The 14,184-nt window shown below is 67.3% G+C and carries 14 protein-coding genes; 4 read left to right on the plus strand and 10 right to left on the minus strand.

What is annotated here, in order from left to right:
* Positions 1 to 63: 63 nt before the first annotated feature.
* The gene (locus AC1DF3_RS20020) at positions 64 to 1,074 is read right to left on the minus strand and encodes a TRAP transporter substrate-binding protein (protein ID WP_286535923.1); all 1,011 of its coding nucleotides are present in this window, start codon (positions 1,072 to 1,074) and stop codon (positions 64 to 66) included.
* A gap of 180 nt (positions 1,075 to 1,254) precedes the next feature.
* On the opposite strand from AC1DF3_RS20020, the gene AC1DF3_RS20025 reads away from it, so the two are divergent.
* The 3 genes from AC1DF3_RS20025 to AC1DF3_RS20035 are packed head-to-tail and all read left to right on the plus strand — an operon-like array spanning position 1,255 to position 3,691.
* Positions 1,255 to 1,938: a GntR family transcriptional regulator gene (locus AC1DF3_RS20025; protein WP_478140616.1), complete on the plus strand. Its 684-nt coding sequence runs from the start codon at positions 1,255 to 1,257 to the stop codon at positions 1,936 to 1,938.
* Entirely contained in the window at positions 1,895 to 2,983 is a 1,089-nt protein-coding gene (locus AC1DF3_RS20030; RefSeq protein ID WP_478140617.1) for a Gfo/Idh/MocA family protein, read from the plus strand. The genes AC1DF3_RS20025 and AC1DF3_RS20030 overlap by 44 nt, the downstream gene beginning before the upstream one ends.
* A 57-nt stretch (positions 2,984 to 3,040) precedes the next feature.
* Entirely contained in the window at positions 3,041 to 3,691 is a 651-nt protein-coding gene (locus tag AC1DF3_RS20035; RefSeq protein ID WP_478140618.1) for a hypothetical protein, read from the plus strand.
* On the opposite strand, the gene AC1DF3_RS20040 is transcribed toward AC1DF3_RS20035, so the two are convergent.
* The gene (locus AC1DF3_RS20040; protein WP_478140619.1) at positions 3,688 to 4,551 is read right to left on the minus strand and encodes a VOC family protein; all 864 of its coding nucleotides are present in this window, start codon (positions 4,549 to 4,551) and stop codon (positions 3,688 to 3,690) included. The genes AC1DF3_RS20035 and AC1DF3_RS20040 overlap by 4 nt on opposite strands.
* Positions 4,552 to 4,673: 122 nt before the next feature.
* Between AC1DF3_RS20040 and AC1DF3_RS20045 the strand changes: the two genes are divergently transcribed.
* Positions 4,674 to 6,032 carry an adenylate/guanylate cyclase domain-containing protein gene (locus AC1DF3_RS20045; protein WP_478140620.1) on the plus strand — a complete coding sequence of 453 codons (1,359 nt, stop codon included), beginning with the start codon at positions 4,674 to 4,676 and terminating at the stop codon, positions 6,030 to 6,032.
* On the opposite strand, the gene AC1DF3_RS20050 is transcribed toward AC1DF3_RS20045, so the two are convergent.
* From AC1DF3_RS20050 to AC1DF3_RS20085, 8 genes are all read right to left on the minus strand, one after another.
* On the minus strand, positions 6,019 to 6,984 hold the full coding sequence (locus AC1DF3_RS20050; RefSeq protein WP_478140621.1) for a Bug family tripartite tricarboxylate transporter substrate binding protein: 966 nt from the start codon (positions 6,982 to 6,984) through the stop codon (positions 6,019 to 6,021). The two genes, AC1DF3_RS20045 and AC1DF3_RS20050, sit on opposite strands and share 14 nt — an antisense overlap.
* Before the next feature lies 1 nt (position 6,985).
* Positions 6,986 to 7,891, minus strand: coding sequence for a dihydrodipicolinate synthase family protein (locus AC1DF3_RS20055; RefSeq protein WP_286535940.1), 906 nt, complete (start codon positions 7,889 to 7,891; stop codon positions 6,986 to 6,988).
* On the minus strand, positions 7,884 to 8,810 hold the full coding sequence (locus AC1DF3_RS20060) for an aldose 1-epimerase (RefSeq protein WP_478140622.1): 927 nt from the start codon (positions 8,808 to 8,810) through the stop codon (positions 7,884 to 7,886). Before AC1DF3_RS20060 ends, AC1DF3_RS20055 begins: the two co-directional genes overlap by 8 nt.
* Before the next feature lie 21 nt (positions 8,811 to 8,831).
* On the minus strand, positions 8,832 to 10,034 hold the full coding sequence (locus tag AC1DF3_RS20065; protein ID WP_478140623.1) for a mandelate racemase/muconate lactonizing enzyme family protein: 1,203 nt from the start codon (positions 10,032 to 10,034) through the stop codon (positions 8,832 to 8,834).
* 11 nt (positions 10,035 to 10,045) lie between these two features.
* A complete protein-coding gene (locus tag AC1DF3_RS20070; RefSeq protein ID WP_286535944.1) occupies positions 10,046 to 10,888 on the minus strand; it encodes an ABC transporter permease in 843 nt (280 codons plus the stop codon).
* Between the two features lie 2 nt (positions 10,889 to 10,890).
* A complete protein-coding gene (locus AC1DF3_RS20075) occupies positions 10,891 to 11,754 on the minus strand; it encodes an ABC transporter permease (RefSeq protein WP_478140624.1) in 864 nt (287 codons plus the stop codon).
* On the minus strand, positions 11,751 to 12,851 hold the full coding sequence (locus AC1DF3_RS20080; RefSeq protein WP_478140625.1) for an ABC transporter ATP-binding protein: 1,101 nt from the start codon (positions 12,849 to 12,851) through the stop codon (positions 11,751 to 11,753). The genes AC1DF3_RS20075 and AC1DF3_RS20080 overlap by 4 nt, the downstream gene beginning before the upstream one ends.
* Positions 12,852 to 12,939: 88 nt before the next feature.
* A complete protein-coding gene (locus tag AC1DF3_RS20085; protein WP_478140626.1) occupies positions 12,940 to 14,130 on the minus strand; it encodes an ABC transporter substrate-binding protein in 1,191 nt (396 codons plus the stop codon).
* Between the last annotated feature and the right edge of the window lie 54 nt (positions 14,131 to 14,184).

Raw genomic sequence — 14,184 nt, forward strand, 5'->3', positions numbered from 1 at the left:
CTCCTGGACGGGACTCGTTGGGCGCGAAAGGCCCCCCAGCGACGCCAGGGGGCCTTTCCAGAATCAGAACTTGGAGACGCGTTCCATTTCGGTCTTGAACAGCGTCATCACGGCCGGATCGTACGAAGCGGAGAACTTCTCGTAGATCGGCTTGACTTCGGTGCGCATGCGGGCCGCCTCGGCGGGTGCGACGGCGTTGTAGGTCATGCCCTTGGCCTGGAGTTCGGTCAGTGCCTTGCCGGCGGCTTCGCGGCTCGCCGTGCGCTGGTAGTTCTGGGCTTCCGTGGCGGCATCCTGCAGCAGCTTGTGCTCTGCCGGCGACAGCTTGTCCCAGAAGCGCTTGCTGATCTGGACCGGGTTGGTCGCATACACGTGGTTGGTGCCACTGACGTACTTCTGGACCTCGTAGAACTTGCTCGACAGGATCACCGAGTACGGGTTCTCCTGGCCATCCACCGCCTTGCTTTCGAGGGCGTTGTACAGCTCTGCGAAGGGCATTGGCAGCGGGTTGGCCTTGAAAGTCTTGAAGGTCTCCAGGAACACCGGGTTCGGGATGACGCGCAGCTTCAGTCCATCCAGGTCTTCGCCCTTCGTGATGGGCCGCTTGCTGTTGGTGACGTTGCGGAAACCCAGGTCGAAGAAGCCCAGGATGACGATGCCCTTGTCGGCCAGCTTGGCGCTGAGCATCTTGCCCAGCGGGCCGTCGACCATGGCATCAGCCTGCTGGCCATTGCTGAAAAGGAAGGGGAAGTCGAAGAGCCCGAATTCCTTGATGACGCCGGTCAGCGAGGTGGTGGACGCCACGAGCATCTCCTGCACCCCGCCCTGCAGCGCAGATTGCTGTTGCAGTTCGTTGCCGAGTTGGCTGCTGGCGAATTCCTTGACCGTGATCTTGCCGCCGCTCTTGGCCGCCACGATCTCGGCGAACTTCTTGACGCCCCAACTGGTTGGATGGTCGGTGTTGTTCAGGTGCCCGATTCGAATTGTCCTTTCCTGAATGTCCTGTGCCTGAACGAGCGTGGAGGCGACGAGCAGCGCGAGGGCGCCTGCCAATTTCGAGAGTTTCGATGCCATGAAGGTCTCCGTTTGAGGTGGGAATGATCCGGGCGGTTGCCCCGCGTCGCGGCGATGCCGAGATGGTATTGAATCATCGAATGATTAGCAATGTATCCAATGATTAGGGTATTCTCTAATCAAACGCCACAGCTCGAGCCCAAGAACTGTGCTTAACTTCGATCCGCCCAGGAGCGACCCGTGTTGACCGACAACTCTCTCGATTCCCCAGACAGCGCCACCGTCGGCGAGGTCGCCTATCGCCGCATTCGCTCGGACATCGTGCTGGGCCGGCTGACGCCGGGGTGCCGTCTGCCGCTGGAGCGGATGAAAGAGACCTACGGCGCCAGCGTCGGCACGCTGCGCGAGCTCTTCAGCCGCCTGGCCACGGAAGGCTTGCTCGTGGCCGAAGGGGCGCGCGGCTTCCAGGTCAGCGCGGTCTCGTCGGCCAACCTGCGCGAAGTGGCATCGATGCGGCTGCTGCTGGAGAGCCACGGGCTCAAGGAGTCGTTTCAGCGCGGCGACCTGGAGTGGGAAGGCAGGGTGGTGGCGGCCTACCACAAGCTCGCCACGATGGAAAAGAGGATGGCTGCCGGCGATCTTTCTCCTTCGGAAACCTGGCGCCAGTACGACTGGGCGTTTCACGTCGCGCTGATTTCCGCCTGCGGATCCGCCCTGCTGCTGCAGACCTACGCGTCGATCTGCGACAAATATCTGCGCTACCAGATGATCGCGGCCATCTTCCGTGGCGAGGAGGCGGCCGACGAGCACCGGCTCTTGCTGGAAAGCGCACTCGCCCGGGACTGGCAGCGCGCGCAGCAGACGCTGACGACGCACGTCGATGATTGCGTCACGCAAATGGCATCGGTGCTGGACGCCGCCTGAACCGGATTCTTGTGAGGAGCCTATGACATCGTCTTCCAGTGGCCCGCTGCGCATCGGCATCCTCGGCGCCGCACGCATCGCCCGTTCGTTCGTCGAAGCCGTTCGGCCGTCGGCCAAGGTCGTGGTGACCGCCGTGGCGAGCCGCGACGTCGAGCGCGCCACGGCCTTCGCGCGAGAGTTCGGCATCGGCCGCGTCCATGCCAGCTACGACGAGCTGTTCGCCGACCCCGACGTCGACGCGGTCTACGTGCCGCTTCCCAACAACCTGCACGCGGAGTGGTCGATCAGGGCCGCCGCCGCCGGCAAGCACGTCCTGTGCGAGAAACCGCTGGCCGCCAATGCGGCGGAGGCACGGGCCATGTTCGCGGCCGCCGAGCAGAACGGCGTGTATCTCGTGGAAGCCTATCCGTATCGGGCCCAACCGCAGACACTCAAGGTTCGCGAGCTCGTCGCGGCCGGCGCCATCGGACGCACCCAGCTCATCCAGGCGTCATTCGGATTTCCTCTGACCGACGCCGCCAACATCCGCATGGACCCGACGCTCGCGGGCGGCGCGCTGATGGACGCCGGGTCCTATCCGGTGAGCTTCGTGCGCACCATCGCAGGTGCCGCGCCGTCGCGCGTGTCGGCCCTGTCGCGCTGGGGCGCCACGGGTGTCGATGTGACCACGATGGCGACGCTCGAGTACCCGGATGGTCTTCTGGCGCAGATCTCGTGCAGCTTCAGCACCGTGCGGCACCGGCATGCGTTCATTGCCGGCGACGCAGGTTCGATAGCCACCACCTACTTCAACGATACCGGACCCGCCTTTCCGCCGCTCGTGCATGTGCGCCGCGGCAATGGTTGGGATGCGGCACACGAAATCATCGAAACCGAAGCGCTCGCCGGCTTCCTGGCCGAAGCAGAGTCGTTTCACGATCTCGTGCGCTTCGGCTGGGACCAATGGACGGGCGCCACGCCCGCCGAATCGATCGACATCGCGATGACGCTCGACGCCATTGCGGCGAGCAGTCGCGATGGCGTTCCGGTCGAAGTCGCCAGATAAGCGGGGGCAAGGAACATGTCTCTTCTAGGCGACGCGGCGCTGGCGATGTGGTGGGACATGGCGCCCGAGATCAAGTCCGAGTTCGAAGACTGGCACTCCCATGAACATTTTCCGGAGCGCCTCGGCGTGCCCGGATTCCGGCGGGCGTCGCGCTGGACGAGTGCCGCAGGGGGCGAAGGCATCTTCGTCATGTACGAGCTCAGTTCGTACGCGGTCCTTTCATCGGCCGCCTACGTCAGTCATCTGAACACGCCATCGCCGTGGTCCACGCGGATGATGCCGCACCACAGGAACATGGTGCGCAGCCAGTGCCACGTGCTGGAGTCATCGGGCAGCAGCGCTGCACGGCACGCGTTGACATTGCGAGTCTCGCCGCTGCAAGGCCGCGATGACGACCTGCGCGCATTCTTCCGACCGCTCTGCGCCGCTCTGGCCCAGAGGCCGGGGATCGTCGGCGCTCATCTGTTGCGGCATCAGACGCCACCCGTCGCCGAAACGACCGAACAGCGCATCCGCAACTCCGCCGATCGCGTGGCCGACTGGGTGTTCGTGGCACTGGGCTACGACGCACCTGCCCTGGAGTCGCTGGTCCACGCCGATCTCGCGGCAGCGGCCTTGCGGGCGTCCGGCGCGGCCGAAGGCGCGCTCAGCGGCCTCTACACGCTCTCGCATTCGGCCACGGCCGAGGACGTCGCCGGCAGGACCTAGCAGCGGAAGCTCTCTTCGCCGGCCGCGTAGTTGCGATTGGTCATCTCGGGATTTCGATTCACCAGCGGGCGGCCATACAGCGGATGCAGCAGGCTGCGCACCTCGTGCTCGAGCACTGTCAGCGGGGCCGACGTGGCCGGATCGACGAGCTGCCGAAAACGGTACTGGTAGGCATCGTCTTCCTGGGTGACGAGCCCCAGCGCGCGCAGGCGCCGGTAGGAGCCGGAGAAATCGTTGACGTAGATCTGCACGTGATGGTTGTCGTACGGCGCCGGTACCGCATCGCCTTCGCGGTAGACCAGGGTCTGGCCAGGCCCGACCCCGATGCTCGCGCAGGCGCCTTGCGCATCGGAATGCTCGGACACGAGAGCGCCCATCACTTCCCGGTAGAACGTCGCGATGCCGGCCGCCGTGCCGCGCGCCACATCGAGTTCGACCGATGGCAGGCCCAGGCGCATGCGTCCGTATCGTTCACCGGGCTCGAAGACGCGGAAGCGATTGCCCCAGGGACAGGTCGCACTGACGTGGTCGGCCTGCGCATCGAAATCGAATCGGGTTCCGGCCAGCAGCGAAGCCACCTCCGCCAGCCGCTTCAGCAGCGCCTCGCGACCGGGCATCACGACGCAGATGGTGCCGCGCAGCACCATCGGCGCGCCGGTCGGCATGTGAATCTGGTTTCGGCCGATGTTGATCCACATGTTGCCGATGCCCGTGAAGAGGTAGGGATCGCGCGTGAGGCCAAGGCCCATCACGTAGAAGATGGTCGCCAGCTGCTGGTCGGGGATCTCGACGTTGACATGCTCCAGCGCGACGATATTGCCGGTGTCCCCCTGCGTGCGATCGAATGTCCCGGTGTTCATGGTGTCCCGCAGAAATGTGTCGACGACATTGTCGCGCCGCACCGGTGTGCGGGGTCGCGCGACGCTTCGATTTGTGGCAATCTTCGGAACGCCGGAAGACCGGCGCTTTGAGCGCATCCTCCATGCTGCCCACGACCCATTACGCGAAGAGCGGTGGCGTCAACATCGCCTACCAGACGGTCGGCAACGGCCCACGCGACCTGGTGCTGGTTCCGGGGTGGGTCTCGAACCTCGATGTCTTCTGGGAGGAGCCGGTGCTGGCGCGGATGTTCGCCCGGCTGGCCTCGTTCTCCCGGCTCATCCTGTTCGACAAGCGGGGAACCGGTCTGTCGGACCGCGTCAGCGACATGCCCAGTCTCGAAGTTCGCATGGACGACGTGCGCGCCGTGATGGACGCCGTCGGCTCGGAGCGCGCGGCTCTGTTCGGCTATTCGGAGGGCGGTGCGATGTGCGCGCTGTTCGCCGCCACCTACCCGGCGCGCGCTTCGGCGCTCATCATGGGCGGCGCCTTCTCGCGCCGCACGCAGGCGCCCGACTATCCCTGGGGCCCGACCAGGGCTCAGTCTCTGGCCTTTGCCGACGAGGTGGAACGCAACTGGGGCGGCGACGTCGGCATGGAGGCACGGTGGCCGAGCCAGGTCCGGGACGAGCGATGCCGCCAATGGTGGGGGCGCTGGCTGCGCTCCAGCGCGAGCCCGGCGGCGGCGGCAACGCTGTTGCGAATGAACATGGAAATCGACATCCGCCATGTGCTGCCCGCCGTGCGCGTGCCCACGCTGCTCTTGCACAGCCGAAACGATCGGGTCATCGATTTCGGCGCCAGCCAATACATGTACGAGCGCATCGCGGGCGCGAAGCTGGTCGAATTGCACGGCATCGACCATGTCCCGTGGGGCTGCGACAGCGATGTCATCCTCGACGAGATCGAGGAGTTCCTCACCGGGACTCGACTCGGCGCCGAACCCGACCGGCTTCTGGTGACGGTCATGTTCACCGACATCGTGAAAGCGACCGAACGCGCCGCCGTCCTCGGCGATCGCAGCTGGCACGATCTGCTCGAGAGTCACCACGCGCTGGTTCGCCGCGAGCTGGAGCACTTCCGGGGCCGCGAGATCGACACCGCGGGCGACGGCTTCCTCGCCACCTTCGACGGGCCGGCTCGCGCGGTCCGCTGCGCGTGTGCCATCTCGCGCGAGGTGCGTGCGCTCGGGCTCGAGATCCGTGCCGGGCTGCACACCGGGGAATGCGAGGTGATGGGCGGCAAGGTCGCGGGCATTGCCGTGCATACCGGTGCCCGCGTGGCCACCCATGCGCAGACCGGTGAAGTGCTTGTCTCGAGCACCGTCAAGGATCTGGTGGCGGGCTCCGGACTGTCGTTTCAGGATCGGGGGATGCAGCGCCTCAAGGGAATTCCTGGCGAGTGGCGGCTGTTTGCCGTCGAGCAGCAAGGCAGCGCGGCGGCGGCCCTCAGTCTCCCTTGATGCCCTGCGCGCGGATCAGCTCCGCCCAGCGCGTGTATTCGCTTCGGATCAGGCGGCCGAGCACTTCTGGCGGGCCGCCCGCCGGGGTGATGCCCATGGCAACCATCCTGTCGCGCACCGCCGGTTGATGCAGCGCGTGGTCGAACGCGGCATTGAGCCGCCGGATCACCGGCTCGGGCGTGCCCGCCGGGGCCGCGAAGGCGTACCACGGCTCGATGACGAAGCCGGCAAAGCCCAGCTCTTCCATCGTCGGGACGTCTGGCAGGTTGGCCGAGCGCGTCTTGCCCGTCACCGCCAGCGCCCGCACCTTGCCCTGCTGGATGAAGGGCAGGATGGAAGGCTCGTTGTCGAAGAACACCGGGACCTGGCCGCCGATGAGGTCGGTGATGGCAGGCCCCGAGCCCTTGTACGGCACATGCGTCATCTCGATGCCCGCCATTTTCTTGAGCAGCTCGGCGGCGAGGTGGTTGGACGCGCCCACGCCCGACGACGCGTAGGCCACGGGCTTGCGCCTGGCCTGGTCGACCAGGTCCTTCACGCTGAGGATGCCCGCATCGTTGTTGACCGTGAGCACATTGATCGATGAACCCAGCAGGATCACCGGCGCCATGTCCTTCTGCAGGTCGTAGCCGACGTTCTTGTAGAGGCTCGGATTGATGGCGCAGCTGCCGATGCTGCACTGGACCAGCGTGTAGCCGTCGGCCGGCGCCTTCAGCGCCGACGCCGTGCCCACGCTGCCGGCGGCCCCGGCCCGGTTGTCGACGATGACGGGCTGCCCCAGCTCCGCCGCCACCGCGTTGGCCAGCAGGCGCCCGACCACGTCCGCGCTGCCGCCGGGCGGAACCGGGATGACCAGTTTGACCGGATGGGTGGGATAGGGCTGCGCGGCGGCAGGCAGCCCCACGGCAGCAACAAGGCCGAACAGGACGGCGGCGAAGAAGCGGCGCTTCATGTCATTTCCAGCCATCGACCAGCCGCTCGAGCCGCACCCGGTCGGCTTCCGGCAGCGGCCAGGTGCTGGGCGGCCGGGCCGCGCCGCAGTCCAGCCCGGCGTATCGCAGCGCCGCCTTGACCACGCTCACGTTCGCGCCGTTGCGCTCGTGCGTGCGCAGTTCCTCGAAGGTCGCGATGCCGCCGATCAATTCCGTCGCCAGCGTGTAGTCCCCCTTCGCCAGCGCGGCGTGGATGCGCACGGACAGCTCGGGCCGCAGATTGATCAGCCCGGAGGTGAAGCCGCGGGCGCCCACCGCATACATCGGCGGCGCCCAGGGCTCGGCCAGGCCGCACACCCAGGCCAGGCCGCGATCGGCCACCTGGGCCATGGCCTGGACCAGGCGCAGGGGCGTGGGCGACGCCCATTTCACCCCGATCACCTGCGGAATGCGGCACAGGGCTTCGATCACCGGCAGGCCGATCGCGTCGTCACGCAGATAGAGCACCACCGGCAGGCCGTCCGCCGCATCGGCAATCCGGCGCACGTAGGTGACCACCCCGCTGGGCGCGACGAAGGGATCCGTCAGCTGATGCACCATCAGGGCCGCGGCACCGGCCTGGCGCGAGGCGCGCGCCAGGGCGCAGGCGTCATGGACGCTGCGCCCCACCCCACCCAGCAAGGGCACGCGGCCAGCCACATGTTCTGCCGCGGCATGCACCATGCGCTCGGCTTCCGCCATGGTCAGGCCGAAGAACTCGCTGGTGTTGCCGTTGGCGACCAGCACATGGACGCCGGCCGCGATGGCGCGGTCGACCACAGGCGCCAGGCGGTCCGGCGCGATGCGGTCCGCATCGTCGAAGGGCGTCACCAGGATGCCGGAAATGCCGTCCAGCGCGGTCCGGAGGGAAGCTGTCGATTCAGTCATGTCGTGGATCTCGTGGAGTGGAGACGGTCAGGCGCAGGCGGCATTCCATCGCCTCGCCGGGCGCGAGCAGCCGCCAGCCGGTGTCGGCGCGCGCCGCGGCCAGGTTGGCGGCGTCCGCCACATGCGAGACCGGTTCCAGGCAGAAGTAGGCGCCCGGCCCCGGCCGATGCAGCACCAGGTGCTGCAGCGCGGCGCTGGCCAGCAGCTCGATCGCGGGACCATCGGCCGCCGCCATCCGCGCCTGTCCGTTCCATTCGCCGTAGTAGCGCGTGCATTCGACATCGGGCAAGGCGCGCACCGACGCGTAGTCGTCCGCCAGCGCGGTCGGCACCGGTGCGCTGGCGAGGAACTCGGCGTCTGCCGGCCAGACGCTGCGCGCATCGAACTGCAGGCCGTGTGCGAAGCGGGCCGGAAAATAGGGATGGAAGCCGCAACCGCTCGGCATCGGCTCCCGCCCCTCGTTGCTGATCCGCAGTTCCAGCGAGATGCCCGCGACGTCGAGCGCCACCGCCTGCTCGGCCCGGAACGCCCACGGCCAGCCGTGATCCCCCGGCGCATGGACGTAGCTCATGGTGGCGCGGTCCGCCGCGTGCTGCTCGAGGCGCCAGGGCCGCTGCTGGCCGACGCCGTGCAAGGCGTGCCGCTCCCCCGGATGGAGCGGCAACTGCGCCCTGCCCTGCGGGCCGGCCAGGCGGCCGTCCCGGATGCGGTTCGAGAACGGCACCAGGGGGTAGCAGCCGGCCTTGGGCCACTGCGTGGATTCGAAACCGGCGCCGCGCACGGCGTCGGCGAGCGGCACCAGCCAATCGATCGTTTCGCCCCCGGCCGTGCCTGAGCTGAGGCGGGTGATGCGTCCGCCGGCCGCCGGCGCCAGCGTCGCCGCCAGCGATCCGCTGCGCAGCGTGGTCTCGGGTGTCACGCTCAGATGCATCGCGGACGCTCACAGCTTCGAACTGCGGATGCTGACATCGGGCCGCTGCAGCAGCGCCGGCGCCAGCGCCAGGCCCAGGCCTGCGCCGGGCGGCACCGTGGCCTGGCCGGCGCGGACATCGGGCAACTGCGTCACGAGGTCGCGGTACCAGCCGCCCAGGTAGGCGCGCACCACTTCCTGCAGCACCACGTTGGTGGTGCTCATCGCCAGATGGAGAGATGCCGCGAGCACCACCGGGCCGGTGCAGTCATGCGGCGCGACCGGCTTGTGAAAGGCCCTCGCCAGGGCCGCGATCTTCCTGGCTTCGGAGAGCCCCCCGACCCAGCCCAGGTCCAGCATCACATAGTCCACGGCGTTGTTCTTCAGCAGCTGGACGAATGGCTGGATGGTGGCCAGCGTCTCGCTGCCGCAGACCGGAAGCCGGGTCCGCGAACGGAATTCGGCGATCGTGTCCAGGTTGGACATCTGGACCGGGTCCTCGATCCAGTAGGGCTTGAACTCCTCGAGCGCCTGCGCGATGCGAACGGCCATCGGCAGGTTCCACATCGAATGCAGTTCCACCATGATGTCCATCTCGTCGCCGACCGCGCGCCGGATCTCGCGAAACGGCGCGAGCGCCGTGTCCAGGTCGCGGGCCGAGATCGACTGTCCGCCGCTGGCCTGGGCGAAAGGATCGAAGGGCCAGATCTTCATCGCCTTGTAGCCCTCGGACAGCAGGCTTTCGGCCAGCGCCGCCGGGCGCTTGACGAATGCCACCTGGTCCTCGTAGGGGCCTTCCGGCGCGACCTCGGCGCTGGCCTGCGTCACCGAGCGGCGCTGCGCGGCCTTGTTGTAGGTGTAGCCCGCGCAGGTGTTGTAGACCGGGACGCTTTCGCGCACGGCGCCGCCGAGCAGCTGGTAGAGCGGCTGTCGGGTGGCCTGGCCAAACAGATCCCACAGCGCGATGTCGACCGCCGAAGCGGCGCGCGTCTCGGCGCCGCTGCTGGCAAAGCCGACATAGCCGTACAGCAGGTGCTGGCTGTGGGCTTCGATGGCGAGCGGGTCCTTGCCCAGCAGGTAGGGGGCAGCCAGCTCGTGGATCTGCGCCTGCACGGCCTGGGCGCCACGAAAGGTTTCCCCCAGGCCCACCAGGCCGGTGTCGGTGTGGATCTGCACCCACAGGATGTTGGGATAGGCGGCCGCGTGGACCGTGTCGACTTGCGTGATCTTCATGGGGCTCGACCTCAGGCCGTCTTGGGATGTTCCTTGACGCGGCTGACCAGCTGCGTCGGGTTGACGAACTGCAGCGCGATCAGCAGCCAGGCCAGCGTGACCGCCATGTAGACCATCGCCATCGCATCGACCGACTGCGGCGCCCGCACGCCCGCGGCGAAGACCGCGTAGTACAGGGCCACCACCAGCGTCTGCGAATCCGGGCCGGCCGTCAGGAAGGTCAGCTCGAACATGCCGATGGTGCGCACCAGCACCAGCAGCGAAGCCGCCAGGATGCCCGGGGCCAGCAGCGGCAGCAGCACGTGCCAGAACAGCTTGAAGGTGTTGGCGCCGAACACGCGGGCGGCGGCTTCGAGGTTGGCGTCGATCTGCTCGATGAACGGCGTCATCACCAGGATCATGAACGGCACGGCCGGAATCATGTTTGCCAGGATCACGCCGAAGATGGTGCCGGCGATGTGGGCCTGGTACATCACGGTCGCCAGCGGAATGCCGTAGGTGATCGGCGGGATCATCAGCGGCAGCAGGAACAGCCCCATCAGCAGGTTCTTGCCGCGGAAGTCGCGCCGCGCCAGCGCGTAGGCCGCCGGCACGCCGATCAGGATCGACAGGAACACCACGGCCGCGACCACCTCGATCGTCACCCACAGCACGCTGTCGAGCTGGAACTCCTTCCAGGCGGTCTGGTACCAGCCGAAGGTGTAGCCATCGGGCAGCCAGGTGCCGAGCCAGCGGCGGGCCACCGAGCTGGTGCCGACCGCGGCCACCATGAAGGCGACATTGAGGATGAAGAAGCCCATCACCAGGGCGACCAGCGACTTCCAGAGTTTCATCAGCAGGCGATGCGCATCCATGGTCAACCCTTCCCGCCGGAGACCGGGCCCCGATAGAACATCCGGCGCGCGCCCAGGACCGCGGCCACGACCAACAGCTGCACCACGCCCATCAGCATGGCGACGGCCGAGGCCATGGAATAGTCGTAGCGCTCGAAGGCGGCCTCGTAGGCCGCGATCGAGATCACGCGCGTGGCGCCGGCCGGCGATCCGAGCAGGACCGCCGACGGAAACACCGAGAAGGCCTGCACGAACGACAGCGCGAAGGCCATCGCCAGTCCCGGCACCAGCAGCGGCAGATAGATGTGCCGGAACTGGTTCCACGGCGATGCGCCCAAGGTCGCGGCGGCGCGTGGCAGGTTGGGGTCGATGCCGGTGATGTAGGACAGCGTGAGCAGGAACGCGAACGGGAAACCCGAAATGATGAGCGAGATCAGCACGCCCCAGTAGTTGTGGGTCAGCCGGATCGGGCCTTCGTAGAGGTGCAGCCACTGGAGTGACTGCGCCAGCCAGCCCTTGGGGCCGAAATAGCCGAGCATGCCCTCGGCGATCAGGACGGTGCCCAGCGTCAACGGAATCACCAGCAGCGTGGTGACCAGCTTCTGGAAGCGGCTGCTGCGGCGCATCTGGTAGGCGATCGGCAGCGCCAGGCCGACATTGATCACGGTGGCGGGAATGGCCAGCTTGAGCGTGGTCCAGACCGTGTCGCGCAGGTTGTCGGTGGTGAAGAACTGCGTGTAGTTCGCCAGCCAGTGGCCTTCCATCGGACGGAACGACAACTGCAGGCCGTAGAGGAAGGGGTAGACGAACAGCACCACCATGAACAGCGTCGCCGGCACCAGCAGCAGCAGCGACCGGTCGAACGAGGACGGGCCGGCGCTGGTCATGGCGCCAGGCCCGCGGCGGCATCGACCGGATAGGCCAGCGCCTTGTCCGGCGCAATGGCCAGCGTGACCGGATCGCCGACCCGCAGCCGCGCCGTCGTGCGCACGATCAGCATCAGGCCGCCGGCCAGCTCGACGTCGACGATGTTGTCGTGGCCGCAGTATTCGACATTGCGCACCTGGGCGGCGAAGCTGTTGTCCACCGGTGCGGAGACGACGTCGAACTCCTCGGGCCGGATGGCGAGCATCGCCTTGCCGCCGGTCAGCGGCTGCATCGCCCGCGCGGTGAGCGCCAGGCCGCTGCCGGCGAGCTGCACCGACGCGCTGCCGGCCGAGCGCACGTCCAGCGCCACCAGGTTGCGATAGCCCATGAAGCGGGCCACGTCCAGATTGGCCGGCTGCGCGTAGATGCGCTGCGGTTCGGCGATCTGCTGCGCCACGCCGTCCTTCATGACGACCACGCGATCGGCCAGCGACAGCGCCTCGTCCTGGTCGTGGGTGACGTAGATCGTCGAGCGCCCCAGCTCGCGGTGGATGCGCCGGATCTCGGCGCGCATCTCCAGCCGCAGCTTGGCGTCGAGATTCGACAAGGGCTCGTCCATCAGCACCAGGGGCGGCTCGATGACGATCGCCCGGGCGATCGCGACCCGCTGCTGCTGACCGCCGGACAACTGGCCGGGCAGCTTGTGCGCCTGGGCGTTGAGCTGCACCAGATCCAGCGCCCGCTGCACGCGCTGCGCCGACTCGGCGGCGGGCACACCGCGCATCGCCAGCCCGAAGCCGACGTTGCGCGCCACGCTCATGTGCGGAAAGAGCGCGTAGTTCTGGAACACCATGCCGAAGCCGCGTTTTTCGGGCGGCAGCACGTCGATGCGCGTGTCGTCGAGCCAGATGCTTCCATCCGTCAATGGCAGCAGGCCGGCCAGGCAATTGAGCGCGGTCGACTTGCCGCAGCCCGAGGGGCCGAGCAGCGCGATGAACTCGCCGCGCCGGACCGTCATGGTCAAGGCATCGAGCGCGGTGAAGCTCTGCACGCCCTTGCCCGCGGCAAAGCGGCGGGTGACGCCCTCGAGGCGCAACTCGGAAAAATTTGAAGTCATGCAGACGCCATGCTGGAAAAAGAGTCCGCCGGCCAATGCCCACGCGGGCACTGGCGGCGTCGGTCGGGCGCGCAGTGCGCGCCGCGCATCACTTGGTCTTGCGGCTGCCGATGTCCTGGTCCCAGCGGCGGAAGGCATCGACCATGGCCTTGGGCTCCAGCGGCACGGCATGGGGGAACTGGGCCAGCCACTGGTCGTATTCGGGCCGACCGAACTCCTTGATCACGTCCTGGCTGTCCTTGGGTGCCAGCGACAGCGGCACGTCCTTGACCGCGGGGCCCGGATAGAAGTAGCCCTTGTCATAGGTCATTGCCTGCTGCTGCGGCTTGAGCAGGAAGGCCATCAGGTCGAGCGCCACCGCCTGCTTCTCCGCCGGGACGCCCTTGGGAATCACGATGTAGTGTGCGTCGTTGACCCACGTCATGCCCTTGAACGGCAGCACCTGGAAGTTCTTCGGCACGATGCCCAGCGCCCGGGGGTTGATGTCCCAGCCCGTCACGGTCAGCGTCATGTCGCGCGAGCCTTCGCCCAGTTCCTTCATCACGGCGGCGGTTCCGGTCGGGTAGTACTCGATGCAGGCGTCGAGCTCCTTCAGGTAGGCCCAGGTCTTGTCCCAGCCGTTGATCGGATCGGCAGGATTCTTGTCGCCCAGCAGATAGGGCAGCCCCATCATGAAGGTGCGTCCCGGCCCGGAGTTGGCGGGCCGCGCATAGATCAGCTTGTTGGGGTTGGCCTTGCACCAGGCCAGCAGTTCCTGGGGCGTCGTCGGTGGCGTCTTGACCTTGTCGGGGTTGAACTCGACCAGCGGTCCGGCGGGCATGAAGACGATGGCCAGGCCGTGGTCCTTCGCAAGCGCGTGCATCTTGTAGGCGTTGGGAAGGTAGTTCTCCTGCAGCTTGGGGAACTTGGCCGCGTAGTCGGGGAACAGCTTGACCCACAGGTTCATCTCGAGGCCGGCGGCGAGCGCATCGGTGCCGACGATGACCATGTCGATGTCGCTGCGGCCCGCGTTCTGCATCGCCTTGATCTTGGCCGGGATCTCGGGCGCGGGGGCCTTGGTGAAGGTGAACTTGGACACCAGCTTGGGGTTCTGCGCCTGGTAGGCCTCGAAAGCCCCCTGCGTCAGCGCCAGGTTGCCTGCGGCGTCGATCACGTTGATCACCACCGGCGACTTCGGCAGTTCCTGCGCCTGGGCCAGGCCGATGCCGGCACAGCACGCCGCCCCGAGAACGGCCGCAACGAGGGAATGGCGATGCCGCGAAAGGAAAACTGGGCGCATTCGGAATCTCCTGATGGATGGGCTTGGCTGTCGGAGATTTTGTAAGACAACTTT

This window comes from Variovorax sp. 10N432 (assembly GCF_056394465.1).

Coding starts and splice junctions, on each gene's coding strand:
- AC1DF3_RS20020 (WP_286535923.1), bottom strand. CDS start 1,074: ATGGCATCGAAACTCTCGAAATTGGCAGGCGCCCTCGCGCTGCTCGTC.
- AC1DF3_RS20030 (WP_478140617.1), top strand. CDS start 1,895: ATGATTGCGTCACGCAAATGGCATCGGTGCTGGACGCCGCCTGAACCG.
- AC1DF3_RS20035 (WP_478140618.1), top strand. CDS start 3,041: ATGGCGCCCGAGATCAAGTCCGAGTTCGAAGACTGGCACTCCCATGAA.
- AC1DF3_RS20040 (WP_478140619.1), bottom strand. CDS start 4,551: ATGAACACCGGGACATTCGATCGCACGCAGGGGGACACCGGCAATATC.
- AC1DF3_RS20045 (WP_478140620.1), top strand. CDS start 4,674: ATGCTGCCCACGACCCATTACGCGAAGAGCGGTGGCGTCAACATCGCC.
- AC1DF3_RS20050 (WP_478140621.1), bottom strand. CDS start 6,984: ATGAAGCGCCGCTTCTTCGCCGCCGTCCTGTTCGGCCTTGTTGCTGCC.
- AC1DF3_RS20055 (WP_286535940.1), bottom strand. CDS start 7,891: ATGACTGAATCGACAGCTTCCCTCCGGACCGCGCTGGACGGCATTTCC.
- AC1DF3_RS20065 (WP_478140623.1), bottom strand. CDS start 10,034: ATGAAGATCACGCAAGTCGACACGGTCCACGCGGCCGCCTATCCCAAC.
- AC1DF3_RS20070 (WP_286535944.1), bottom strand. CDS start 10,888: ATGGATGCGCATCGCCTGCTGATGAAACTCTGGAAGTCGCTGGTCGCC.
- AC1DF3_RS20075 (WP_478140624.1), bottom strand. CDS start 11,754: ATGACCAGCGCCGGCCCGTCCTCGTTCGACCGGTCGCTGCTGCTGCTG.
- AC1DF3_RS20080 (WP_478140625.1), bottom strand. CDS start 12,851: ATGACTTCAAATTTTTCCGAGTTGCGCCTCGAGGGCGTCACCCGCCGC.
- AC1DF3_RS20085 (WP_478140626.1), bottom strand. CDS start 14,130: ATGCGCCCAGTTTTCCTTTCGCGGCATCGCCATTCCCTCGTTGCGGCC.